The 22,436-nt window shown below is 69.3% G+C and carries 26 protein-coding genes; 16 read left to right on the top strand and 10 right to left on the bottom strand.

The genetic code is table 11. From position 1 onward, the window contains the following. Positions 1–21: 21 nt before the first annotated feature. The 5 genes from NBT81_RS02910 to NBT81_RS02890 form a co-directional block, all read right to left on the bottom strand. Positions 22–282 (bottom strand): F0F1 ATP synthase subunit C, encoded by a 261-nt coding sequence (locus tag NBT81_RS02910; RefSeq protein ID WP_299335135.1) that lies wholly within the window; start codon positions 280–282, stop codon positions 22–24. A gap of 220 nt (positions 283–502) precedes the next feature. Continuing rightward, positions 503–2,746: a V-type ATP synthase subunit I gene (locus NBT81_RS02905; protein ID WP_338740930.1), complete on the bottom strand. Its 2,244-nt coding sequence runs from the start codon at positions 2,744–2,746 to the stop codon at positions 503–505. After that, positions 2,733–3,065, bottom strand: coding sequence for an ATP synthase archaeal subunit H (gene ahaH, locus NBT81_RS02900; protein ID WP_338740928.1), 333 nt, complete (start codon positions 3,063–3,065; stop codon positions 2,733–2,735). The genes NBT81_RS02905 and ahaH overlap by 14 nt, the downstream gene beginning before the upstream one ends. Positions 3,066–3,232: 167 nt before the next feature. Then, entirely contained in the window at positions 3,233–4,228 is a 996-nt protein-coding gene (locus tag NBT81_RS02895) for a radical SAM protein (RefSeq protein ID WP_338740926.1), read from the bottom strand. Positions 4,229–4,301: 73 nt separating this feature from the next. Continuing rightward, a complete protein-coding gene (locus NBT81_RS02890; RefSeq protein WP_338740925.1) occupies positions 4,302–4,505 on the bottom strand; it encodes a PGF-CTERM sorting domain-containing protein in 204 nt (67 codons plus the stop codon). A gap of 60 nt (positions 4,506–4,565) precedes the next feature. On the opposite strand from NBT81_RS02890, the gene NBT81_RS02885 reads away from it, so the two are divergent. Beyond that, positions 4,566–5,147, top strand: coding sequence for an isochorismatase family cysteine hydrolase (locus NBT81_RS02885; RefSeq protein ID WP_338740923.1), 582 nt, complete (start codon positions 4,566–4,568; stop codon positions 5,145–5,147). Between the two features lie 62 nt (positions 5,148–5,209). Further along, the gene (locus NBT81_RS02880; protein ID WP_338740922.1) at positions 5,210–5,638 is read left to right on the top strand and encodes a CopG family ribbon-helix-helix protein; all 429 of its coding nucleotides are present in this window, start codon (positions 5,210–5,212) and stop codon (positions 5,636–5,638) included. Between the two features lies 1 nt (position 5,639). Here the strand turns inward: NBT81_RS02880 and NBT81_RS02875 are convergent, their stop codons facing one another. After that, on the bottom strand, positions 5,640–6,488 hold the full coding sequence (locus NBT81_RS02875) for a halocyanin domain-containing protein (RefSeq protein ID WP_338740921.1): 849 nt from the start codon (positions 6,486–6,488) through the stop codon (positions 5,640–5,642). Between the two features lie 137 nt (positions 6,489–6,625). Between NBT81_RS02875 and NBT81_RS02870 the strand changes: the two genes are divergently transcribed. Together NBT81_RS02870 and NBT81_RS02865 are read left to right on the top strand one after the other, a co-directional pair. Then, complete coding sequence (locus tag NBT81_RS02870) at positions 6,626–7,369, top strand: alanyl-tRNA editing protein (protein WP_338740920.1); 744 nt, start codon at positions 6,626–6,628, stop codon at positions 7,367–7,369. Between the two features lie 25 nt (positions 7,370–7,394). Further along, positions 7,395–8,723, top strand: a complete 1,329-nt coding sequence (locus NBT81_RS02865; protein ID WP_338740918.1) for an MBL fold metallo-hydrolase — start codon at positions 7,395–7,397, stop codon at positions 8,721–8,723. Positions 8,724–8,735: 12 nt separating this feature from the next. Here the strand turns inward: NBT81_RS02865 and NBT81_RS02860 are convergent, their stop codons facing one another. Continuing rightward, positions 8,736–9,542, bottom strand: coding sequence for a MarR family transcriptional regulator (locus NBT81_RS02860; RefSeq protein ID WP_338740916.1), 807 nt, complete (start codon positions 9,540–9,542; stop codon positions 8,736–8,738). A 127-nt stretch (positions 9,543–9,669) separates the two neighbouring features. Between NBT81_RS02860 and cbiT the strand changes: the two genes are divergently transcribed. Genes cbiT through NBT81_RS02800 form a run of 12 tightly spaced genes read left to right on the top strand, consistent with a single transcriptional unit; the run spans position 9,670 to position 19,185 of the window. Continuing rightward, entirely contained in the window at positions 9,670–10,224 is a 555-nt protein-coding gene (cbiT, locus tag NBT81_RS02855) for a precorrin-6Y C5,15-methyltransferase (decarboxylating) subunit CbiT (RefSeq protein WP_338740915.1), read from the top strand. After that, the gene (locus NBT81_RS02850) at positions 10,221–11,048 is read left to right on the top strand and encodes a cobalt-factor II C(20)-methyltransferase (protein ID WP_338740914.1); all 828 of its coding nucleotides are present in this window, start codon (positions 10,221–10,223) and stop codon (positions 11,046–11,048) included. Before cbiT ends, NBT81_RS02850 begins: the two co-directional genes overlap by 4 nt. Further along, positions 11,045–11,914: a cobalt-precorrin-4/precorrin-4 C(11)-methyltransferase gene (locus NBT81_RS02845; RefSeq protein ID WP_338740912.1), complete on the top strand. Its 870-nt coding sequence runs from the start codon at positions 11,045–11,047 to the stop codon at positions 11,912–11,914. Before NBT81_RS02850 ends, NBT81_RS02845 begins: the two co-directional genes overlap by 4 nt. After that, entirely contained in the window at positions 11,914–12,897 is a 984-nt protein-coding gene (gene cbiG / locus NBT81_RS02840) for a cobalt-precorrin 5A hydrolase (RefSeq protein ID WP_338740911.1), read from the top strand. Before NBT81_RS02845 ends, cbiG begins: the two co-directional genes overlap by 1 nt. Then, positions 12,897–13,874 (top strand): precorrin-3B C(17)-methyltransferase, encoded by a 978-nt coding sequence (locus NBT81_RS02835; protein WP_338740910.1) that lies wholly within the window; start codon positions 12,897–12,899, stop codon positions 13,872–13,874. The genes cbiG and NBT81_RS02835 overlap by 1 nt, the downstream gene beginning before the upstream one ends. 2 nt (positions 13,875–13,876) lie before the next feature. After that, positions 13,877–14,890, top strand: a complete 1,014-nt coding sequence (cobJ, locus tag NBT81_RS02830) for a precorrin-3B C(17)-methyltransferase (protein ID WP_338740909.1) — start codon at positions 13,877–13,879, stop codon at positions 14,888–14,890. Continuing rightward, positions 14,887–15,114 carry a ferredoxin gene (locus NBT81_RS02825; protein WP_425498765.1) on the top strand — a complete coding sequence of 76 codons (228 nt, stop codon included), beginning with the start codon at positions 14,887–14,889 and terminating at the stop codon, positions 15,112–15,114. The genes cobJ and NBT81_RS02825 overlap by 4 nt, the downstream gene beginning before the upstream one ends. After that, positions 15,111–15,791: a cobalamin biosynthesis protein gene (locus tag NBT81_RS02820; RefSeq protein WP_338740905.1), complete on the top strand. Its 681-nt coding sequence runs from the start codon at positions 15,111–15,113 to the stop codon at positions 15,789–15,791. The genes NBT81_RS02825 and NBT81_RS02820 overlap by 4 nt, the downstream gene beginning before the upstream one ends. Then, positions 15,788–17,038 carry a CbiX/SirB N-terminal domain-containing protein gene (locus NBT81_RS02815; RefSeq protein ID WP_338740904.1) on the top strand — a complete coding sequence of 417 codons (1,251 nt, stop codon included), beginning with the start codon at positions 15,788–15,790 and terminating at the stop codon, positions 17,036–17,038. The genes NBT81_RS02820 and NBT81_RS02815 overlap by 4 nt, the downstream gene beginning before the upstream one ends. A gap of 2 nt (positions 17,039–17,040) precedes the next feature. Further along, entirely contained in the window at positions 17,041–17,418 is a 378-nt protein-coding gene (locus NBT81_RS02810; RefSeq protein ID WP_338740903.1) for a DUF3209 family protein, read from the top strand. A 1-nt stretch (position 17,419) separates the two neighbouring features. After that, entirely contained in the window at positions 17,420–18,637 is a 1,218-nt protein-coding gene (locus tag NBT81_RS02805) for a PQQ-binding-like beta-propeller repeat protein (RefSeq protein ID WP_338740901.1), read from the top strand. Positions 18,638–18,657: 20 nt separating this feature from the next. After that, complete coding sequence (locus tag NBT81_RS02800) at positions 18,658–19,185, top strand: OsmC family protein (protein WP_338740899.1); 528 nt, start codon at positions 18,658–18,660, stop codon at positions 19,183–19,185. A gap of 6 nt (positions 19,186–19,191) precedes the next feature. On the opposite strand, the gene NBT81_RS02795 is transcribed toward NBT81_RS02800, so the two are convergent. Genes NBT81_RS02795 through NBT81_RS02785 form a run of 3 tightly spaced genes read right to left on the bottom strand, consistent with a single transcriptional unit; the run spans position 19,192 to position 22,419 of the window. After that, entirely contained in the window at positions 19,192–19,929 is a 738-nt protein-coding gene (locus NBT81_RS02795) for a CbtA family protein (RefSeq protein WP_338740897.1), read from the bottom strand. Between the two features lie 2 nt (positions 19,930–19,931). Then, on the bottom strand, positions 19,932–20,120 hold the full coding sequence (locus NBT81_RS02790) for a CbtB domain-containing protein (protein ID WP_338740895.1): 189 nt from the start codon (positions 20,118–20,120) through the stop codon (positions 19,932–19,934). Positions 20,121–20,178: 58 nt separating this feature from the next. Continuing rightward, positions 20,179–22,419 carry a VWA domain-containing protein gene (locus tag NBT81_RS02785; RefSeq protein WP_425498719.1) on the bottom strand — a complete coding sequence of 747 codons (2,241 nt, stop codon included), beginning with the start codon at positions 22,417–22,419 and terminating at the stop codon, positions 20,179–20,181. Positions 22,420–22,436 lie beyond the last annotated feature (17 nt).

Here is a 22,436-nt window from a genome sequence, read left to right as displayed (position 1 = left end):
GATGAAACGGGAGGAAGGTGTTCAGACCAGGAACACGACGACCAGCGCGAGGATCACGAGGGTCTCCGGCAGGACGGTGAAAATCAGGCCCTGCACGAAGAGGTCCTGATCCTCGGCGACGGCGCCGACGGCGGCGGCGCCGATGCCGCGCTCGGCGTAGCCCGCGCCGAAGGCCGCCAGACCGACGGCCAGTGCCGCGGCGGCCGAGGCCGGAATGGCCGGTGCGGCTGCCCCTTCTGCCTGCAGTGCGACGGATGCCAACTGCGTTGCAATTTCGTACATTGTGGATGGTAGTGTGGAGTTGTCTCCGAACAGTGCGTACTTGCCTCCACGACCGTCATAAAGCTTCCCAAACGACTTCGCGAAAATTGCCGAATACAGAGCGAAAGAGCGGTCTATCGGGGGCATCCGGTACCGTGACACACACCGAGTGCGCCGTCGACCCCGAGCAGGGTGTGATCCGCGACGGCAGAACGGGAGCGGGGGCGAAAACCGGGAGCGGTCAGTCCTCGGTGGTGTACGTCCGCTCGTAGCCGAACGGTTCGTACTCCTTGCCGCCGCCGCCGTAGAACTTGCCGAAGAACTCGACGTACTCGAGACGCACCGCCTGCAAGCCGGCGCTCGTCACGCCCAGCGCGAGAACGAGCAGGTGGCCGAGCACGAGGACGAGCAAGCCGACCACGAGCATCGCCGGTCCCGAGTGGACTAGGCCACCGAACATGATCTCGGTGACTTCGTGTCCGTGGTACATGCTCCCCACTTCGGGCATGTGGCCGAGGCCGAAGTGGTAGGCCGCATCCGAGCCCGATCCGGTGACGTACACGCCGAAAAAGAGGAGGTTGACCGTGAAGGCCATCCCCGCCTTCGCGAGCAACACCGCGGCGATCCGGGTGTACGACAGCGCGTTCACCAGCACGTTCAGGAACTCGATGATCTCGATCGGTTCGCCGACTGCGAGCAGGACGAGACCGACGGCGAACGCGGCGAACCCGACCAGCCCGACGAGTTCGGGGAAGCCGTTGAAGCCCAGCGCGTAGGTGGCGCTGATCGCCTCGCCGGCCTCGGGAGCCGCGCCCGACCCGTCGAAGATGGTGAATATGAAGTTGGGCTTGTAGCTCACGGCGCTCCGCGAGAGGATCCACACCCACAGCCCGTTGAGCATGAGGATCCACGACCCGCTCTCCAAGAGCGCGTGCTTCGCGTCGTGGTGTTCGAGGTTCTCGATGAAGTCGAAGACGTAGCCCACGTTGAGGTGGACGATGCCCATCAGGATGCTCACGACGAGCCACGTCAGCGCGTAGGACTGGCCCGACGGCGAGAGTCCCTTCTCCATCGGGGCGTGGGAGAGACCGACGACACCCTCCCAGAAGTACGTCGCGATCAGGTGTAGCCCGAATATCTCGCCGTAGAGGATGCCAAAGAGCATCGTAAAGAGGCCGGCGAAGATGGTGACACCGCCCATGCTCTTGAACGCGTCACTGTCGAAACTGCTGTAGAGGTAGTAGCCGATCAGGGTGTAGAGCGCCCCGTAACCGAGGTCGCCGATCATGAACCCGAAGAAGGCCGGGAACGTCAGGAAGAGGACGACCGTCGGGTCGAACTCGTCGTACTTCGGTCGACTGACTGCCTGCGTGAGTACCTCGAAGGGTTTGACGACCCCGGGGTTGTTCTGGACGACCGGCGGGGAGTCGTCGCGCATCACGACGCCACCGCCGCCGTCGGCGCGGACCGCCTCGCCGCCGTCGGCTGCCGCCGGCTCCGAGTCGGCCGGAGCGGAGACGTCCTCGCGGACCGCCTCGGAGCCGTCCGCGTCGAACGACGCCCGCTCGAGTTCCTCGACTTCCGCGTGGTCACCGACCGCGTCGGTGATGGTTTCCACGAGAGTCGAATACTCCGCGGCCGGGATCCAGCCCTCGGCGACGAAGGCGTTGTCCGTCGTCGCGAAGGAGAGCGGAGCCTCGCGCTTCTGGACGTCGATGGAGAGTTTCTCCTCGGCGGCCAGCAGGAATCCCGCGGCATCGAGTTTCACCTCGTCGAGTTCGTCCTCGACGGTGTCGAGTTTCGACGACAGCTGCTGTTCCCGGTGTTCGAGTTCCGCGACGTACTCCTCGGGGGAGCCCTCGGCGTCCGGCACGTCGAGCGCCGTGAAGTCCACACCGACGAGCGCGTCGGAGAGGGTGTCCTCGTCGGCGCCGTCGGCGGGACGGGCACAGATCGCCACCACGTCGTCCTCGGAGAAGACCTCGACGGCGGCGATGCCGTCGGCGTCGGCCACCGCACGCTCGACCTCGTCGACGTTCCCCTTGCCGACGACCACGTCGAGCGTGTCGTAGCCCGAGAGCAAGTCGAGGTCGATTCCGAGCGTGGCGAACGGTTCGACGGCCGCGATCCGCTCCTCGACACTGCCGAGTTCGTCGCGGATCTCGTCGCGTCGATCCTCCAGTTCGTTGACGCGCTGTCGGATCTCCTCGAGTTCCTCGTCGAGTGCGTCGTCCGTGACGATGCGGGTCGGACCCGCGTCCTCGCCGTCCACATCGAGGATGCTCTCGATGGAGCGAACGGTCACGAGTTTCTCGGAAGTGTCGTCGGCGCCCTCGGTCGGGGTTCCCGGTTCGAACCCCTCCCAAGAGCCGTCGTACTCGGTGACGTGGAGCAGGTTACAGTCGTGGATCGCCTCGACGACGTCGTCCATGACTCCCTTCGATCCCGTCACCGAAACCTTGCTCATCCGTTCAGGTCTGAGCATGCACCGCCTCCTCGAACTGGGAGATGGCGTACTCGACCACCTCGTCCATTCGTTCCTCGGCTTGGGCGATGAGTTCTTCCCGGGCCGCCTGCCCCTCCTCCCGAATCTCCTCGGCCCGGGCTTCGATCTCCGCCTCGGCCTCGCTCAGCCGTTCGTCGGCCATCTCCTCGGCTTCGGTCTCGGCCTCGGCGCGGATCTCGTCGGCCCGTTCGCGCGCCTCGGCGATACGTTCCTCGCGATCGGCCTCGGCTTCCTCGACGATCTCTTCGGCCTCGGTCTCGGCCGTCTTGATCCGTTCGAGAACCTCTGGTCTCGGCATACTACTGATCGTTGGAACGTTGCGGAACGGGCATATAAGGTGTTTGCGGAACGGACCCGCCCGGATCGACCGCGACACCCGACGCCAACGGCGTCCGCTCGGCCACGGTCCCAGTCCTCCCTGTTACTCGCTCCGTTCGCGCGGCAAAAACGACTGCGACTCAAAACTCACGCCAACGGCGTCCGCTCGACCACGGTCCCGTCGACGGTCGGATACTGCTCGACGATTTCGCCCTCGCCCACGTCGCCCTCGTCGACCATCTCCTCCAACAGCCACCACGCGAGCTCGACGTGGTCGGATTTGACGGTGTAGTACTGAGCGGGGACGCCCAGATCCTGCAACCGCTCTTCGGTCACCCACGTCTTGCCGTAGACGAGCGTCCCGTCGTCGGTCACTTCGTCGAACTCCCGGCGGATCTTCCGGGCCATCCGCTTCAGCCGGCGGCGGTGCTGGGCGGCGTCCTTGAACACCGAGGTGCAGAAGTACACCTTGTCGTGGTCGCCCATCACGTCGAGGATCTCCTCGGTCGGCGACTCGACGGCACTCATGTGGCCCTCCTTGCGCTCGAAGCCTTCCTCCTGCATCCGGCGGTAGTTGCCGTCGGACATCTCGAACTCGTTGACGTTACAGAAGTCGGCCGCGCCCTCGTCCAAGAAGTCGAGGAACTCCGTCTCGGCGCGGATGCCGGGGATCTCGAACGCGGGGGTGAGCCCCTCCTCGCGGGCGACGTAGAGGATCTCCTCCCACTCGGTGCCGTGGAGGTCGCCCCACAGGTCCAGCGGCGGGTGGAACCGAATCTCGTCGAGTCCGGCCTCCGAGAGGCGGCGCATGTTCTCGCGACCGCCCGTGATACCGGTGTAGAGGTGGGTGTGGTGGTCCTCGCCGAACTCGTCTTTCAGCAGGGAGAGGTAGTGACAGGTACGGTCCAGCGCCTCCTGTGGCTCCCCGCCCGTGATCGACGTACCGAGGGCGTCCATCCGGTGGGCCTCCGTGAGAACGTCTTCGTCCGACTCCACCTCGCGTTCGTTGGCGTAGACGGTGTCGACGTTCTTGCGATTCTCCCCGAGCGGGCAGTAGAAGCAGTCGCGCTGGTCGCAGTAGCCATAGACGAACAGCACCATCTTTCCGCCCTTGGCGCACTGTTCACAGCCCTTCGAGATCATTCGTTGTCGGTACGACGGCACCGAGGCGGGAAAATCCGTCGGTACGAATCGTGCGTCGGACTGGCTAGCGAGGTCAATCACGCCGGCGGGCCAGCAGGCTCGCCGCCAGCAACGCGACCACCGTGCCGCCGCCATCGAATCCGGGGCTGCTCTCCGCGGTCGGCGTCCGCGTTCCGGTGTCCGCCGTCGGCGTGGCCGTCGTGGTCGGCGTGAGTACCGCGGTCGAGGTGCGCGTGGATGTCGAGGGTCGCCGGAGACGACGGAGGACCGACGGCAAGCGACACCCCGACGCGCGTTCGAACGTGCTTTTAGGGTTCCGGCACTCTTACTCGCAATCATGCCATACGATCCCGACAGGACCGCAGTGGTCGTCGTCGACATGCAGAACGGCTTCTGCCATCCGGACGGGAGCCTCCACGCCCCGGCGAGCGAGGCGGCCGTCGACGAGGTGTCCGAACTCGTCGACCGCGCCCACGAGGCGGGCGTGCGCGTGGTCTACACCCGCGACGTCCACCCGCCGGAGCAGTTCGAGGACGCACACTACTACGACGAGTTCGAACGCTGGGGCGAACACGTCGTCGAGGGGTCGTGGGAAGCCGACCTCGTCGCCGAACTCGACGTCCGCCCCGACGACCACGTGGTCGAGAAACACACGTACGACGCCTTCCACGACACCGAACTCGACGGGTGGCTCTCGGCCCGTGGCATCGACGACCTCCTGATCTGCGGGACGCTCGCGAACGTCTGTGTCCTCCACACCGCCGGGAGCGCGGGCCTCCGGGACTACCGACCAGTCCTCGTGACCGACGCCATCGGCTACATCGAGGAGGCCGACCACGAGTACGCCGTCGACCACGCCGACTGGCTGTTCGGCGAGACCACCACCCGCGACGCAGTCGAGTTCCTGCCGGTCTGTTGAGCCCGACTCCCGCCGAACGTGGATAGCAACTGTTAATATATGAACGGCGATGATTTAATACTATGACGGTCGTCAGCGTTTCGATGCCCGAGGAGTTGGTCGAACGGATCGACGCCTTCGCGGACGAACACGGCTACACCGGTCGGAGCGAAGTCGTCCGCGAGGCGTCGCGGAACCTGCTCGGCGAGTTCGAGGACAAGCGCCTCGAGAACCGCGATCTGATGGCGGTCGTGACGGTCATCTTCGACTACGAGACGACGAGCGTCGAAGAGCGCATGATGGGCCTACGTCACGACTACGAGGGCCTCGTCGTCGCCAACTTCCACAGCCACGTCGGGAGCCACTACTGCATGGAACTGTTCGTCCTCGAGGGCCAGTTGGAGACCATCTCCACGTTCGTCGGCAAGATCAGGGCGACACAGGACACCCTCAGCGTCGACTACTCGGTGATGCCGGTCGACGAGTTCGGGCCGTTCGTGTCGCCGGAGTAGGCTACTCCTCCTCGACGACGAGGGCTCCCTTCGCCCCGAGCGTGTGGTGAGGGTCACAGGCGTAGCGATAGACGCCCGGTTCCTCGAACGCGTGTTCGAAGCCGACACCGGGGTCGGTCCGCACCTCACTCCGGACGTCGACGTCCTCGAAGACGACGTTGTGTGGGCCGTTTCCACGCCACACCCACCGGACGGTCGCCCCGACGCCGACCCGGACGGCCGGCGGCGAGAAGGTGAACGGACGCTCGCCCGCCGCGGACGCGACGGTGACGATCGGCGACGGGGTGTCCACGTCGTCGACGACCGTCCCGTCGTACGTGTTCACGTCCGCCAGCCACGAGTCGACCGCCGGGTAGTCGCTCTCGGGTGGGTCGGCGACGACGACGGCACCCCGCATCCCGTCGTCGCGACTCGGTTCCGAGACGTAGCGGTACGTCCCGCGCTCTTCGAACGTGTGCGCGAAAGTTTCGCCGTGGGTTGCGACGGGGTCGCCGCTGTCGAACGAACCGTCGAGGGCGACGACGTTTTCGGGGTCGCTTCGACCACTCCACGTCCACTCGACGGTCGTTCCCGGCGGGACGCGGATCGCCACGGGACCGAAGGCGTCGTAGCCGTGGCCGTCGCCGGGAGCGTCGCCGACAGTCACCTCCGGCGTGTCGTCCGGGCCGTACCGGTCGATCACCCCCTCGTACGCGTTCGCATCGGCCAGCCACTCGTCGAGACACCGGGGGGCGTCGTCGGCGTTCGCGTCGGTTGGTTGCCCTCGCGCCATGCAGCCGGCGATAGCGCCGGTGCCGAGGAGGGAAGCGGTCACGAACTCGCGCCGGGACCAATCGGACGGATCGTGCATAGCTATCACACCTCCTCTCGAACTCGGCGGCGACGTGTAAAGTACCCCGGGTCGCGTTCCCGGAATCCGGGACCGCGTCGGGTCGTCTCGCTCGGCCGGAGTACACCCTTTTGTCCGTCGGCCGCCATCGGTCCGGTATGACGGACCTGCGCTACCTCCCCGACGCCGACGACGTCACCGAGTTCGAGGCGACCGTGGTCGAGGTGACCGACGACTACCTCGTCCTCGACGGGACGCACTTCTACCCGGGTGGCGGCGGGCAACCGCCGGACTGGGGGACGCTGTCGTGGGACGGCGGGCGGGCGACCGTCGTCGACGCGGAGAAGAATCACGGCGACGTGCGCCACCACGTCGGGACGGTGGAGGGCGACCGCCCCGAGGCGGGGACGACGGTCACCGGTCGGATCGACGCCGATCGCCGCGACCGACTCCGGCGGATGCACACCGCCCAACACGTCGTCTCGCGGGTCGTCCTCGACGCGTACGGGGCGGCGACCGTGGGAAACCGGGTGTCGGTCGACGGCGCGTGGATCGACTTCGAACCGGGCGACTTCGACGACGAGGATCTGTCGATCATCGAGCGGCGGTCGAACGAGGTGATCGATCGGGCCCTCCCGGTCGAGAAGGAAGAACGACCCCGCGAGGCGGTCGAGGCGGCGGTTCCTGAGGGGCGGACCCAACTCGACCAGATACCCGAGCACGTCGACCCGCTCCGTGTCGTCGCCATCGGCGACTTCGACCTGTGTCCCTGTGGCGGGACGCACGTCGACCGCCTCGGGGCGGTGGGGCGGGTCCGGATCACGAACCGCGTCTCGAAGGGGGAGAGCGTCGATCGGATCGAGTACGAGTCGAAGCCGGAGAGCGAAAGCGACGGACACTAACGGCGCGGCCGGCTACCGACGGGCGATGAAGCTCCGGTTTCTCGGCGGCGCACGCGAGGTCGGACGAAGCGCCGTCCTCGTGAACGACTCCCTCCTCCTCGATTTCGGTATGTTGACCGACACGCCGCCGCAGTTCCCCGTGGAGACGCCCAGCCCCGACTCGGTCGTCGTCTCCCACGGCCACCTCGACCACGTCGGCGCGATTCCGTCGCTGCTGTCGGGCGACGCCCGGCCGCCGATCCACTGGACGCCACCGACCCGAGAACTCGCGCTCACGCTCGCCCGCGACACGCTGAAACTCCACGGCGTCTCCGCGAGCGGAGCGAGGGGTGGCTCGAAGCGTCAAGGACGCTTCGGCGGCACGCTCCAGTGTCCGTTCACCGAGAACGACGTCAAGCGGGTCACCGAGGTGTCCGAAACCCACGGCTACGGGGAGTCGTTCGAGGCCGCCGGCCACGAGGTGACGTTCTTCGACGCGGGACACATCCCGGGGAGCGCGCACGTCTCGGTCAGCGACGGCGACACCCGTCTGCTGTACACCGGCGACTTCCACACCGACGACGGGGGGGACTCGGGGAGTGCGGACGACCGGAACGGACCGAACGGCCAGCGACTCGTCCCCGGGACGACGGCACGCCCCGAAGCCGACGTCGTCGTCTGCGAGAGCACCTACGCCGACGTGGACCACGAGCGCCGAGGTGTGGTCGAGGAACGGTTCGCCGAGAGCGTCAAGACGACGCTGTGGGAGGGCGGGACGGTCGTCGTCCCGGCCTTCGCCATCGGACGGACTCAGGAGATGATGCTCGTCTGCGAGGCCCACGACATCCCCTGCTACGTCGACGGGATGGGTAAAGACGTCACCGAGATGCTCCGGCGCCACCCCGAGTTCGTCCGCGACGCGGACGCGCTTCGGCGGGCGAAGTCCCACGCTCGCTTCGTCACCGGCCGCGACGGACAGCGCGAGCGGATCACGGACCAGCGAGCGGCGATCATCACCACGAGCGGGATGCTCTCCGGCGGCCCCGCGATGACGTACATCCCCGCGATTCGAACCAATCCGACCAACAAGATCACCATGACCGGCTACCAAGTGGAGGGGACGCCGGGTCGGAGCCTGATCGAGACGGGGCGAGCCGAAATCGACGGACGGGTAATGCCCGTCGCTGCGCAGGTCGAACAGTACGACTTCTCTGCCCACGCCGACCGTGAGGGGCTGGTGTCGGTGCTCGATTCGTACCGCGACAGCCGGATACTGGTGAACCACGGCGACCGGTGTGCGTGGTTCGCCGAGGAACTCCGGGCCGACGGGTTCGACGCCGAGGCACCCGAACTGGGCGGGACGGTCGTGGTGTGAGCGGCGGTCCGACTACTCCGCCGTGTCGACGACTTCGTAGTTGATACTGTCGTCGCGGAGGTGATCGAGGTGGGTCGAGAGTTCGTCGGCCACGGCCAGAAGCAACACGTCCAACCCGCGGGCGGCGGCCTCGCCGACCGCCTGCGGGGTACCAAAGCGCACGTCGGGAGCGAGGCCGGCCGCCCGCGCGGTCGCCAACGCCTCGGTCCCCGCAGTCGCCACCAGGTCACTCTCTGTGGCGTGGTCGACGACCGTTCCCGTCGCCACCGCCCCACTCCCGCCGTCCTGTACCCGGGGGATCGAGACGGCCGTCACCCGCCCGAGGTCGTAGTCGAGGACGCCCTCGAAGTCGGTGACGCCGACGTCGCCCTCCGGGTCGGCGCTCGTGACTGCAACCGCAGTTGTACTCCCGGCCGCGCCGGGGGTCGCGCGGAGGACGCCGTCCCGCATCGAGAGCGAGACGGCGTCACCCTCCTCGATCCGGGCGGTCGCGAGGGCGGTCTCGATCTCCACCTGACCGATCACGTCCTCGGAGACGTGGGTGACGAACTCCCGGAGCTCGTCCGTCCGGCCGATGAGCCAGTCGACGCCCTCCTTGGTCACCTCGTAGCGGCCCCGTCCCGGACTCCGGACGTACCCTTCCTCGACCAGGTCTTGGACGTAGTCGCTCACCGCCTGGGCCGTGATGCCGACGGCGTCCGCAATCTCCTGCTGGCTGACCGCCGGCTGTCGCTCGGCGATGCCGACCAGAATCTGATACCGTGTCGCCGAGCGCTTGCTCCGGAGGACGCCCGACCCCCCGTCGGCGTTCTCTGCCATCACGCCCACTGCGAACCGGCTACTCAAGTATTTTTGCCATAGTTGCGTCACTCCGCCGATTTTTGAAAGTGCAGTTTTATTAAATCAACCAAAATTGTTTTACGGTCCACGGTAGTTGTTTCCGTCGATGTCCAGCGTAGCGCTCCCTCACGACGCGAAGGCCGGCCCGACCAAGTCGGAGGTCCGGGCGGTCCTCCTCGACAAACTCGACTTGCACCCGGACGACCACTTCGCCGAGGTCGGCCCGTGTACCGGTGCCGTCACGGTTCAGGCGGCGCGTCGTGCCGGGCGCGTCACCGCCGTCGAGCGAAAGCCCGAACGGCTCTCGGTCGCGCGCAAGAACCTCGACGCCAACGACGTGACGACGCCAGTCGATCTCCGGGAGGCCGAAGCCCCCGAGGGGTTGCCCGACGACGCCGACGCCCTGTTTCTGGGCGGGAGTCGAAACTACGAGGCGGTGCTCGACTACGCCGTCGAGACCGGCGTGGACCGGGTCGTGATGAACGTCTCGCGACTGGAGGTGGCGGGCGAGGCGACTCGGGCCTTCCGCGACCGGGACTTGCTCGACGAGGTGGTGCAGTTTCAAGTGAGCCACGGCTACGACCTCGCGGGCGCGACGAGTTTCGACTCGGACAACCCGGTGTACATGCTCGTCGGCGGCGTCGACGAGGGGGAGCGATGACGCTGTACGGCGTCGGTCTCGGCCCCGGTGATGCCGACCTCGTGACCGTTCGGGGCAAGCGCGCCCTCGAGGGCGCGGACGTGGTGTACTCGCCCGGCCGCCTCTCCAAGACCGTGGCGACCGACCACGTCCCGGAGTCGAAGATCGGTGACCTCGACTTCCCGATGACCCGCGACGACGACGAACTCCGGCGGGCGTGGAAGGCGGCGGCGGCCGAAATCGCCCCCCGTGCCCGAGAGGGCACCGTCGCGTTCGTCACCCTCGGCGACCCGAACGTCTACTCGACCTTCGGCCACCTCCGGCGGACGCTCGATACCTTCCACCCGGCCGTCGACCTCGAGGTCGTGCCGGGGGTGAGCGCCGTCACCGCGTTCGCGACGGCGCTGGGCGTGGAGGTCGCGGCGGGGTCGAGCCTCGCGCTCCGCGAGGCCGCCCGCGGCGCGGCCCCGACCGGGCCAGACCGCATGATCCTGTTCAAGGTGACCGACGTGCCCGCGACCCACGAGGGCCTCGTCGACGCCGGCTACGACGTGCAGTACGGCCGCCGCCTGTTCATGGAACAGGGGGAGACGGTCGTCACCGAGGATCCGTCTGCGCTCGAGGACCGGGACTACTACACGCTGGCCTACGCGGAGAAGCGGGAGTTGGAGACGACGCCGGCGACGGCGGCGTTCGACGAGGCACGGACGGCCACCGACGGGGGCGAACCCGTCGACGACGAGGACGGGGAGGGGACTTGCGGGTCGCCCGTCGACCCCATCGCGTGGGAACGCGCCGAGGGCGAGGCCTGTGGCGACGTGGTGCCGGAGGTGCCGCCCCGATGACCGACCCACAGGCGGCCATCGACGCCGAGGCCGAGGCGCGCCGCGAAGAGCGCGACCCCCGCATCGCCGAGCGGTCGGCGGGCGACCGCGGCGAGGGCATCCCCTTCATCGGCGCGGGGCCGGGCGATCCCGGCTTGCTGACCGTCACCGGGCGCGAACTCGTCGAGGCGGCGGACCTCGTGGTCCACGCGGGGTCGCTCGTCAACAGCGAACTGCTGGAGCGCTACTGCGCCGACGCCGAACGGGTGTCGAGCGTCGGGAAGGACCTCGAGGAACTGATCCCGCTCATGCGCGACGCCTACGAGGACGGGCGGACGGTCGTCCGCCTCCACAGCGGCGATCCGGCAGTCTACGGCGCGGCGCTCGAACAGATGGACGCCCTCGAACGGGAGGACGTCCCGACCTACATCGTCCCCGGCGTCACCTCGGCGTTCGCCGCGAGTGCGACCCTGCGGACCCAGTTGACGCTCAACGGCGTCGCCAACCACGTCGCCTTCACCCGGCCACAGGGGAAGACCCTCGACCCCGATGAGGACCACATCGCGGAGTTCGTCGGGATGGGCGACGTGACCACCTGCATCTACCTCGGCACCCACGCGGTTGCGGAGACGATGGACCGCCTGCTGGAGGCCGGCCACGACCCCGAGACGCCGGTCGCGGTGATCTACCACGCCTCGTGGCCCGACGAGGACGTAATCGAGGGGACGGTCGCCACCATCGGCGACCGGGTGGCCGAGGCGGGCTACCGTGCCTCGGCGCTGGTCGTGATCGGCGAGGCGGTGCGGGGCGGGAGCACCGAGGGGTACGAACGGTCCTACCTGTACGGCGACTGGGCGAGCGGCGACGCGACGGAGGCCGACGACTAATGAGCACGGACAGCGACACCACGACGGACGGAGACGACTCGGGCGGCCACTGTTCGACGCCGGATTCGGACGGCGAGGTGGCCGAGGAGATAGCGATCATCAGCTTCGAGCGGAAACTGGACACGGCCCGAGAGATCGAGGCGGGGATCGGTCAGGGCTACGAGACGGTCGACGTCGTCGAGTACCACGGCGACGTCTTCGCCGACCTCTGGGGCGAGTACGACTGCTTCGTCGGCCTGATGGCCTCGGGGATCGCGATGCGCAAGACCGCGCCGCTGCTCGACGACAAGTGGGACGATCCCGCCATCGTCGTCGTCGACGAGGAACTGACGTGGGCCATCCCCATCACCGGCGGCCACCACGGTGCCAACCAGGTGGCGAACGACCTCGCGGAGATGGGCGCGGTGCCCGCGATGACGACCGCCAGCGAGGCGGCGGGCAAGCAGGGCGTCGAGAGCAAGGCCAAGGCACTCGACACCCACGTCGTCAACGGCGACTCGACCGTGGCGACCAACCTCGCCGTCCTGAACGAGGAGCTCGGCCCGGTCGCGCGCCTCGACGGGCCCCGAGCGGTACTGGTCGGCGACGACGTGACCGTCCTCAAGCGCAACGCCGACGAGGGGGTCGTCCTCGGCACCGGCACGGTGTCGGGCGTCGACGCCCACCAGGTCCGCGAGGCGTGGGAGGCGGCCCTGTCCGACCTCGATCTGACCCTCGACGACGTCGACTTCGTCGCGACGGGCACCCGCAAGGAGGGCGAGGCGGGACTCTACGAGGCGGCCCGGGAGGCCGGTCTCGGCGTCGTCCTCTTCGAGAAGGGGACCTTGGAGGCGTTCGAGGGGCCCAGCCCCTCGCGGTCGAAGGAACTCATCGGCTGGCCGGGCATCGCGGAGGCGTCGGCCATCGCCGGCGGCCGCGACCACGAACTCGCCCGCGAGAAAGAGCGGTTCGACGACGCGGTGACCGTGGCGGTGGGTCGCTGATGGCCGCCGACACCGACGGGATGGGGACCCTCTACGTGGTCGGCATCGGCCCCGGCCTCCCCCACGCGATGACCCAGCGAGCGACGGACGTGATCGCCACCGCCGACTGCGTGATCGCCTCGACGCTCTACCAGGAGTTCCTCCGTCGCGACGGCACGCTCCCGCCGGCGGACGCCGTGGCCGACGGGGGGAGCGAGGCGTCGGGGACGCCTCGGGGGGACGGCGAGGAGCGACGCTCCTCGGGCAACCGGACGGAGTCCGGTGACGGCGAAGCCGTCGACGCCGTCGAGAGCACCCACACCGACGCCGAGGGCCACGTCGCGGTCCGGCCGGACGGTAGCCGGCAAGAGATCGTCAGGTCGTCGATGGGGCGACAGATCGAACTCGCGCGCGAGGCGTTCGAGCGGGTGCGGGCGGGCGAGGACGTGGTCCACGTCTCCGGAGGTGACCCGAACGTCTACGGCAAGAGCGACCTGCTCTACCTGATGGCCGAGGAGGACGACGTTAGGGACGTGCCGATCGAGGTCGTTCCGGGCGTCACCGCGGCGCTGGGCGGCGCGGCCAACGTCGGCGCGCCCCTCTCGAACGACTTCTGTACGGTATCGCTGTCCGACAAGTGGCGCGGGTGGGACGAGATCGAGGAGAAACTCCGCGCGGCCGCGATCAGCGGGTTCGTGATCGTCCTCTACAACTGCTGGCGGGACTACGAGCGAGCGATCGACGTGATCCGACAGGAACGCGCCGACGACGTGCCCATCGCAATCGTCAACGACGCCGGCCGCGAGGACGCGGGGCGCAACCGCGACGGCGAGACACACACCATCACCACTCTCGGCGAGGCGACCGCCCACGACGACGAGGTCGGAGGCATGGGCACTTCGATCATCGTTGGCAACGCCGAGACGACCATCTGGACGAACGACCACGGCGACCACCTCGTCACCCCGCGCGGCGGGCGTGACGTCGACGACTTCTGACAATGAGTACCGAAGACACTGACACGACGGCGAGTACCGAGACGGAGACGACCTGCGGGGCGTCGGCGACGACCGAGGCCGAAGCAACCGACTCGAAATGCGGCGCGTCGACAACGACCGACACGGAGACGACGGCGTCGAAATGCGGCGCCTCGGCCGACGATTCGTCGGGGAGCGGATCGTCCTGTGGCGGCGGGTCGACCGACGAGAAGGTGGGCTCGACCGTCGACGACTTCGACGCCGACCCCGGCCGCCTCGTGGCGGTCGGCCTCGGCCCCGGCCAACCCGAAGGAATGACCGAGCGCGCCCGCGGGGCGTTGCTCGACGCGGAACACGTCGTCGGCTACACCACGTACGTCGACCTCCTGCCCGACGAGGTGACCGAGTCGGCCGACGAGCTGTACGACACGCCGATGTGCGGCGAAGTCTCGCGCACCGAGGAGGCCATCGACCGCGCGCTCGCGGGCAACGACGTGGCGATCATCGGGAGCGGCGACCCGAACGTCTACGCGCTCGCGGGGCTGGCGCTGGAGATCCTCGAATCCAAGGGTGGAACGGCCTCGATGGTCGACTTCGAGGTGGTTCCCGGCGTCCCCGCCGCACAGTCCTGTGGGGCACGGCTGGGCGCGCCACTGGTCAACGACACCGTCTCCATCTCGCTGTCGGACCACCTCACCGACATGCCGACGATCGAGTCGCGCCTCCACGCCGCCGCCAAGGAAGGGTTCACCGTCGCCATCTACAACCCGTGGAGCCGGAAGCGCCGCGAGAACTTCGAGAAGTGTTGCGAGATCCTGCTGGAACACCGCGATCCGGAGACGCCGGTGGGGATCGTCCACGGCGCGGGCCGCGAGGACGAGAAGACCGAAATCGTCGACCTCGGCGACCTGGAGGGCCTGGGCGAGACCGACCTGATCGACATGACGACGACGATCATCGTCGGCAACGAGGAGACGTACGTCTGGGACGGACGGATGGTCACGCCGCGGGGCTACGAGAGCAAGTACGACTACTGATGACCCGCTATCGCATCCGACTCGACCGCGGCGCCTGTGAGGGCATCTTCGCCTGTCTGGTCCGCGACGACCGCTTCGTCGAGGCCGACGACGGGCTGGCGACGGTCGCGGGGGCCAAGACGGAGGGGACGGTGGCCCTCGACTGCGACGACGACCGCATAGCGGACGCCCGAGGGGCCGCCGCGGCCTGTCCGGTCGACGCCATCACCGTGGAGGAACGATGAGCGCGCTCGACCCACCCGCGGACATGCTCGCGGCCCACCCCGAGACGGCGTACTTCTGGGGGCGGGTCGCCGGCGACGGCGACCTGACCGCCGACTGCGTGACCGTGCGGACGAACGACGGGACGGCCGCGGAGCGACTGGCGGCGGTCGCGGGGGCCGACGACACCGTGGGGGGGACCGGCGTCGACGACCGCATCGTCGAACGGGAGTACGCCCACGACACCTCGATCACGCGCGCCGAGGAGGAGTTCACGGTGCAGGTGTTCGGCGACCTCGCCGACCGGGCGAGCGCCGCCTTCGGCCTGCCGATCGACGGCCAACCGGGGGGGTACCGCCTCGACACCTTCGACGAGCACCGCCGCCAACTCCTACGGGGCCTGCTGGAGGGGTGTGGGACCGTCTGTTTCAAGTCCTCGGCGGGGACGGTGGGGATCTCCTTTGTCCACGACGACCGGCGGCTGTTGGAGCGGATCGACGCGCTGCTGTCTGCGATACCGGTCGCCGCCCCGACCGGCGAGGTGTCGGAGAGCTCCTCGGGTGGGTACTGGTTCGGCCTCGCGGACGACGCCGCCCCGGACGTGGGCCCGTGGCTGTACGAGGGCAGCGGGGGGAGCGGACTCTTCGCGCCGTCGCGACGCGCGAAACTGCTGCGGAGCCTCGACCGGATCGACGCATGAGCGGGCGCACCGACGACTCGGCGGAGACGACGCCCGCAGGGGTATCGGGAAGCCTCGACGACGAGGCGGTGTTGCTCGTCGGCCACGGCTCGCGCCGCGAGAAATCGAACGAACAGGTTCGCACCCTCGCCGTAGGGCTGGAGGAACGCCTCGGCGTGCCCGTCGACGCCGGCTTCCTCGAACTCGCGGAGCCGTCGATCACGGACGCCATCGCGGGGCTCGCACCCGCCGTCTCGACGATCACGGTCGTCCACCTCTCCCTGTTCGCGGCCAGCCACGTCAAAAACGACGTGCCGCTTGCGGTCAAGCGGGCGCGGACGACTCATCCCGACCTCACCATCCACAACGGCTCGCACCTGGGTATCCACCCGGCCATCGTCGACCTGCTCGACGAACGGGCGGCGGCGGTCGAGGCCGACCTGGGCGTCGACCGCGGGAGCGACGACGTGGCGGTCGTGCTCTGTGCCCGGGGATCGAGCGACCCCGACGCCAACGCGGACGTTGCGAAACTGGCGCGACTGCTCGCGGAGGGACGGGCGTTCTCGACGGTCCAGCCGGCGTTCATCGGCGTCACCGACCCTCGCCTCGACGACCGCCTCCACGACGTCGCCAAGCGCCGTCCGGACGCGTGTGTCGTCCTGCCGTACATGCTCGGCGACGGCGTCCTCACCGGCCGCATCCGCGACGGGGCCGAGGCGTTCGACGCCGACTACCCCTACGTCGACGCCGCCGCTGGCGATCCGCTGGGCACCGACTCGCGACTGCTGGACGTCCTCGGCGACCGCTGGCAGGCCGCCCGCACCGACAGCGTGGACATGTCGTGTGACACCTGCAAGTACAAGGTGGAACTCGACGGCTACGAGGAGGACGTCGGCGGCGCTCGCGCGACGCTGCGGGCGCTCACCCACCAGGCCGCCCACGCCGACCGCTCGACCGTCGACGACGAGCCCCACGCCCATGACGCGCCGGAGAAGCACGTCGCGGTCTGTACGAACCAGACGTGCGCGGCCGACGGCGCGCCGGCGGTACTCGAACGCCTGCGACAGACGGCTCGCGACTCCGAGGCCTGCGACGCCCGCATCACGCGGTCGTCCTGTCTCGGGCGGTGTGGCGAGGGGCCGATGGTCGCCGTCTACCCGGACGGCGTCTGGTACGGCGGCGTCGACGAGAACGACGCCGGGCGTATCGTCTCGGATCACCTGGATCGCGACCGAATCGTTTCTGAACTCGTAGACCAAACCCTGTAACGATGACCTGCCACGAGATAGAAGCACTCCGACTCGGACTGATGAACGTCCTCGGCACCGAGGACCGAAGCGCGCGCGAGCACGCGAAGACGGAACTGGAGGGCCACCTGGACGGCCCGATCGAGGCGCTGGCGGAGGCGGAGACGCTCGCCGGGATCGAGCGCCACCTCGACGCCGCGCTGGTAGAGTTGGAAGAAGAGATCGCCGCGGCCGACGCGGACGACGACGAGTACGACTACCTCCGAGGGCGACTGGTCGCCGTCCGCGACGCCGAACGGGCGGTCGGTCGCCTCACCGGCCAGGGCGAGGACGTCCTCGCGGGGCTGGGCGAGGCCCACGACCTCCTCCACGAGGCGTTCCCGGTCGAGGACGAGGCGTGACGTGAGCGACACGTCGACCGACCTGGGGACGATCGATCCCGCCGGCTCGCGCCACGGTGGCCGGCGGTCGGCGACGACGCTCGTCGCCGACCTCGCAGTCGTCGGGAGCGCGGACGGCGATCTGCTGGCGCTCGACTCGGCGACCCTCGAAGGGCGCTGGCACGTCCCCTGCGACCGGGACGCGACGAGCGTCGTCACCCTGACACCGTTCGCCGGCGGCGTCCTCGTCGGCGAGCGGAGTCCGCGCGGCGAGGTGCGACTCCACGACGCCGCGGACGGCGAGGTACGGTGGCGGCTGGCGACCGCAGAGACCGTCGGCCGCCCGACGAGCGACGACCGCTTCTCGCTACCGTTCGTCGTCGACGCTGTGACGGCCGGCGATCGGGCCGTCGTCGCCGCGCGGCGGTACGAACGCGCGGGCGAGACGCGACGCTTCGAGGGTGTCGTCCTCGCGTTCGCCCCGGACGGGACGGTCGAGTGGCGCGCCCGGACCGACGCCTCGCCGGTCGCCCTCGACACGGACGGGGACCGCGTCGCCGTCGCCTACAACCGTTGTCCCGGCGACCACGACGACGGACTGGTGTTCCACGACGCCACGACGGGGGCGGTCGACCTGCGGTGGGACCCCGAGGCCGAGGGTGACCGGCGCGTCGGCGACGTCTCGCTGTGGCCGGGCGGGATCGCCGTCGCAAGCCACGCCGACCACCGGGGCTACCGACTCTCGCGGTCGGGCGACACCCGCTGGCGGGTCGACGCCGCGACGCCGACGGCCGTCGACGGCGACCGGGTGTACGCCTACCCGAACCACGTCCACGCGACGCCGGACGGCGTCGTCGTCATCACTGGCAACACCTACCCCGTCGAGGGGCGGGAGACCGAGGCACGCCACGGGCGAGCGACCGCTGCGATCGGCTACACACCGGACGGACGCCACCGCTTCACCGCGGCGCTCGGCGGGTTCGCGTCGGAAATCGCGACCACTGGACGCCGACTCGTCGTCCCCGTCGCACAGGGGTTCCGCGTCCGCGACCCTGGCGTCCACGGCCTCCGGGTCGTCGATCCGGTCGACGGACCCGTGAGACGGGTTGACACGGAGGGCGTCGTCACGGCCGTCACAGCCGGGGACGACCGGATCGTCGCCGTCGAGGAACCCGTCCGCTACCACGACGACGGCGTCGAGCGGGGGGCGTACCGCGTCCACGCCGTCGGAACTAACTGAGCCACGCACCTCTCGGCGGTATGTCGCTCGTCGACACGTCGCTCCAGGAGCGGTTGAATCGCCGGATCCAAGGCCTTCGGGACGCCCGTGAGATCAAGCCCGGTCACCCCAGCGTCGAGGCCGAAACCCTTCGAAATTACCACGCACGGGCGCGAGCGGACGGGTTCGTCTTCGATGCCGACGAACCCGTCTCGAAGGTCGGGGGAACGGGGACGGCGCCGCGACCCCTGCGGTACTTCCTCGCGGGCTTTGCCTTCTGTCTGCAGGCCCAGTACGTCCGCAACGCGATCAGGCTGGGAATCGAACTCGACGAGCTCTCGGTCGACGTGGAGGGGGAGATCGACCGCCGGGGCGGACTCGGCCTCCGTGACCGCCCCGCGGACTTCGAGGGGATCGAGTACGTGACCACCCTCCGGACCGACGCTCCCGAAGCCGACGTTCGGCGCCTGGTACGTGCGGCCGAAGCGTGCTGTTACGTCCACGGCACGCTCTCTCGGGCGGTACCGCTGGGGGGAACGACGATCCTGAACGGATCGGTGTTGGACTGAGGACGGTCAGTCCGCCGCGACGGGGTCGCCGCTCGTCGCGGCGTCGGCGTGCGAGCGGTCGGTGTGGAGGCGTGCGTGAGTCGCCGCGAGACAGAGCCACAGGAGCGCCTGTCCGAAGACGATCAGGCCGACCAGACCGGCAGCCAGTTCCGGTGGGAGGTCTCCCGCCACGCCGGGAGTGGGTGCGAGGGAAGCGGGGACCGCGAGCGGCGTCAAAGCGAGGCCGGCGACCATCAGGGCGACGGCGCGACCCCGGGGACGGAGCCGGTCGTACGCGACCAGCGCGAGCAGACAGAGCAACGCGCCCGCGACCATCATCCCGCCGTAGAGGGCGAGTCGGGTCGCCGCGGGGAGCGCCGTCTCGACGCCGGGGCGGGGCGGGAGGACGAGCCACGGCGCGCCGGAGACGGAGACGAACCCCGCCGCGGCGAGGACGTAACTCCGGAGGCGTCCACTCCCCGGCAGGAGCGGTTCGAGGAGGTAGAAGCCGACGCCGAAGACGACGGCTCCGAGCAGCACGGCCCACAGCACGCCGGAGAGGACGCTCACCGTCTCGGTGGCCGCGAGCGAGACGACGCCCTCGCCGCCGGAGTGGTCGTGTCCGGCGACGTCGTGATCGTGCCCGTGGCCAACGGCCTCAGCGTAGCCGACCATCGGATTGACGACCGTCGCCACGAACAGGCCGAAGACGAGGCCCGCCACGAGGCCCGCCTCCACCCCTCGGGTGACGTAGTCGACGAACACGGTCAGTGACAGGTGATTCCCGCGCCGTGCCTGAAGTTGTGCATCGCGTCGTGGACGAGCGGATCCTGCACGAACAGGAGGGTGAAACCGAGTGCGACGGCGACGAGCATCCCCGCGGCCAACTGCGTCGGCGTGAGTTCGGTTCCGAGCCGTTCGATCCGTCCGTGGACGGTGTCGCTGGTGGCCGGCATACTAAAACACAGTTGGTGAAAGACAAGTTAGATTGTAAATCTTGCGGATGCGGACAACTCAACTTTCGTCGACCGCCCCGGCCGCGGCGTCGACGGCGTCGGCCGAGAGCGCGTCGAGGGGGACGCGACGGCCGGTCGTCCGCTCGACGACTTCGGGAACGAGGCCGGATCGGTCGCCCGAACCGGCGTCGACGACGAGGACGCGCGCGTCGAGGTCGGACAGGCGGTCGGCGGCACGGCGAGTCGCGGCGACCGGACTCCCGTCGGCGACGTTCGCCCGGCCGTCGGTGACGAGGACGACGACGCTCGCGGCGGGATCGGCGCGTTCGATCACGTCGCCCGCGGTCCGCAGGCCGGCAGGGAGTGGCGTCCGATCGCCTGTCGGGAGTTGCTTCAGGTGGCGCGCTGCGAGCGTGACGCTGTCGGTCGGGGGGAGCAACACGTCCGCGTCCTCGCCGGCGAAAGCGACGAAACTCACGCGGTCGCGTTGCTGGTAGGTGTCCTCCAGCAGTTCGAGGACGGTCCCCTTGGCGGCGCGCATGGCGGGACGCATCGACGCGCTGGCGTCGACGGAGAAGACGACGAGCGTCGACGCCTCGGCGGCCCGAACCGATCGCCGGAGGTCCCGCGATTCGACGGTGTCGACGCCGCGAGCGGCCGCCGCGCGCACCGACGCCGCGGCGTCGACGTCCTCGCCGTCGGTGGGTCGGGTACGAACGCGGGCGCCGGTCCCGTCGACGCTCGCCCGCGCCCGCGCCCCACCACTCGACGACGACGCGTCGGCTGGATCGTCGGCGTCGGGGAGTGACGGGGCACGGCCCGATCCGACCGCAGCCGGGCGTTCGCCCGGGACGCGAGGGGTCGGGTCGGGAGCGTCGTCGTCGGCTCCACCCCCGGCATCGGCGTCGGGGTCGTCGCCGCCCGCGTCGTCGCCGGCATCGGAGAGGTCGCCGGATCGGGACGAGGACACCCCGCCGGGGTCGTCGGCGCCGGTGGGTTCGGTGGAGTCGTCGGCCGCGGAGCCGTCTGCTCCGTTCGCCTCCTCATCGCTCGCGTCGCCCTCGTTGGTCCGGGCTCCGCCGTCGGCGTCGGCATCGTCCGCGTCACCCCCACCGTTCTCGGCACCATCCTCGACGTCCCGGTCGTCGGTGTCACCGTCGTCCCCCTCGTCGAAGTGGTCGTCGACGACCGTCTCCAGGTCGGGCGCGTCGTCGAAGGGGAGGGATTCGAGGCGGTGAGGGAGCGCGAGTTCGGCCGCGCGCCGCACGTCGGACTCGATCACCGTCGGTCGGTCGTCGAGGGCGGCGAAGGTCCGGGCCGCCCGCGCCGTCGCGATGTCGGCTCGGTGGCCCTCGACGCCCGCGTCACGGCACAGTTCGACGAGGTCGCGGACGAACGCGTCCGGAAGCGTCACCTCGGAGAGTCGGTCCCGCGCGGTCGACAGGCGGGTCGCCGGGTCTTCGATATCCGGAGTGCGTGGCTCCTCGCTCTTTGCCGAGGAGCGTGGCTCCTCGCTCTTTGCCGAGGAGCGTGGCTCCTCGCTCTTTGCCGAGGAGCGTGGCTCCTCGCTCTTTGCCGAGGAGCGTGGCTCCTCGCTCTCGCGTCCGAGCGCCCGGTCGACGATGGCGACGCGGTCCTCGATGTCGTCACAACCGGTCACCGTCGCCTGGAGTGCGAAGCGATCCCGGAGTTGTGGCCGCAACTCCCCCTCCTCGGGGTTCATCGTCCCGACGAGGGTGAACGCTGCGGGGTGGGCGACGCTCACGCCGTCGCGCTCGACCCGGTTGACGCCGCCCGCCGCGGCGTCCAACAACACGTCGACGAGGTGGTCGTCGAGTAGGTTCACCTCGTCGACGTAGAGGATGCCGCCGTTCGCGCGGGCGAGGAGGCCGGGATCGAACTCGTAGTCGCCGTCGAGGGCGTCGGCGACGGAGAGCGTCCCGACGACGCGCTCCCGGGTCGCCCCCAGCGGGAGGGTGACGAGCGGCACCGACCGCGTCTCGGTCGGCGGGTCCGCCCGCTCCCGACAGTTCGCACACTGCCGGTCGGGGTCGCCCGCCGGACAGCCGTAGGGACAGTCGGCCACGACCCGCCGGTCCGGGAGCAACGCCGACAGCGCGCGGACGGCCGTCGACTTGGCCGTCCCCTTCTCCCCCCGGATCAGGAGGCCGTCCAGCGCGTCGTTCGCGCCCACCGCGAGTAAAGCACGCTTGAGTTCGGATTGCCCGACTATCTCGTCGAAACCGACTCGCTCACCCCCGATCCCCGAAGAGTTTTTGTCCTCGGTGTATTCAAGCACAATTGCAATAACTCAAC

The sequence above is a fragment of the Haloplanus sp. CK5-1 genome, assembly GCF_037201915.1.
Lineage (GTDB): Archaea > Halobacteriota > Halobacteria > Halobacteriales > Haloferacaceae > Haloplanus > Haloplanus salilacus.
The sequence above is the reverse complement of the archived record's forward strand: the minus strand, read 5'-3'. Positions and strand labels throughout refer to the sequence as shown.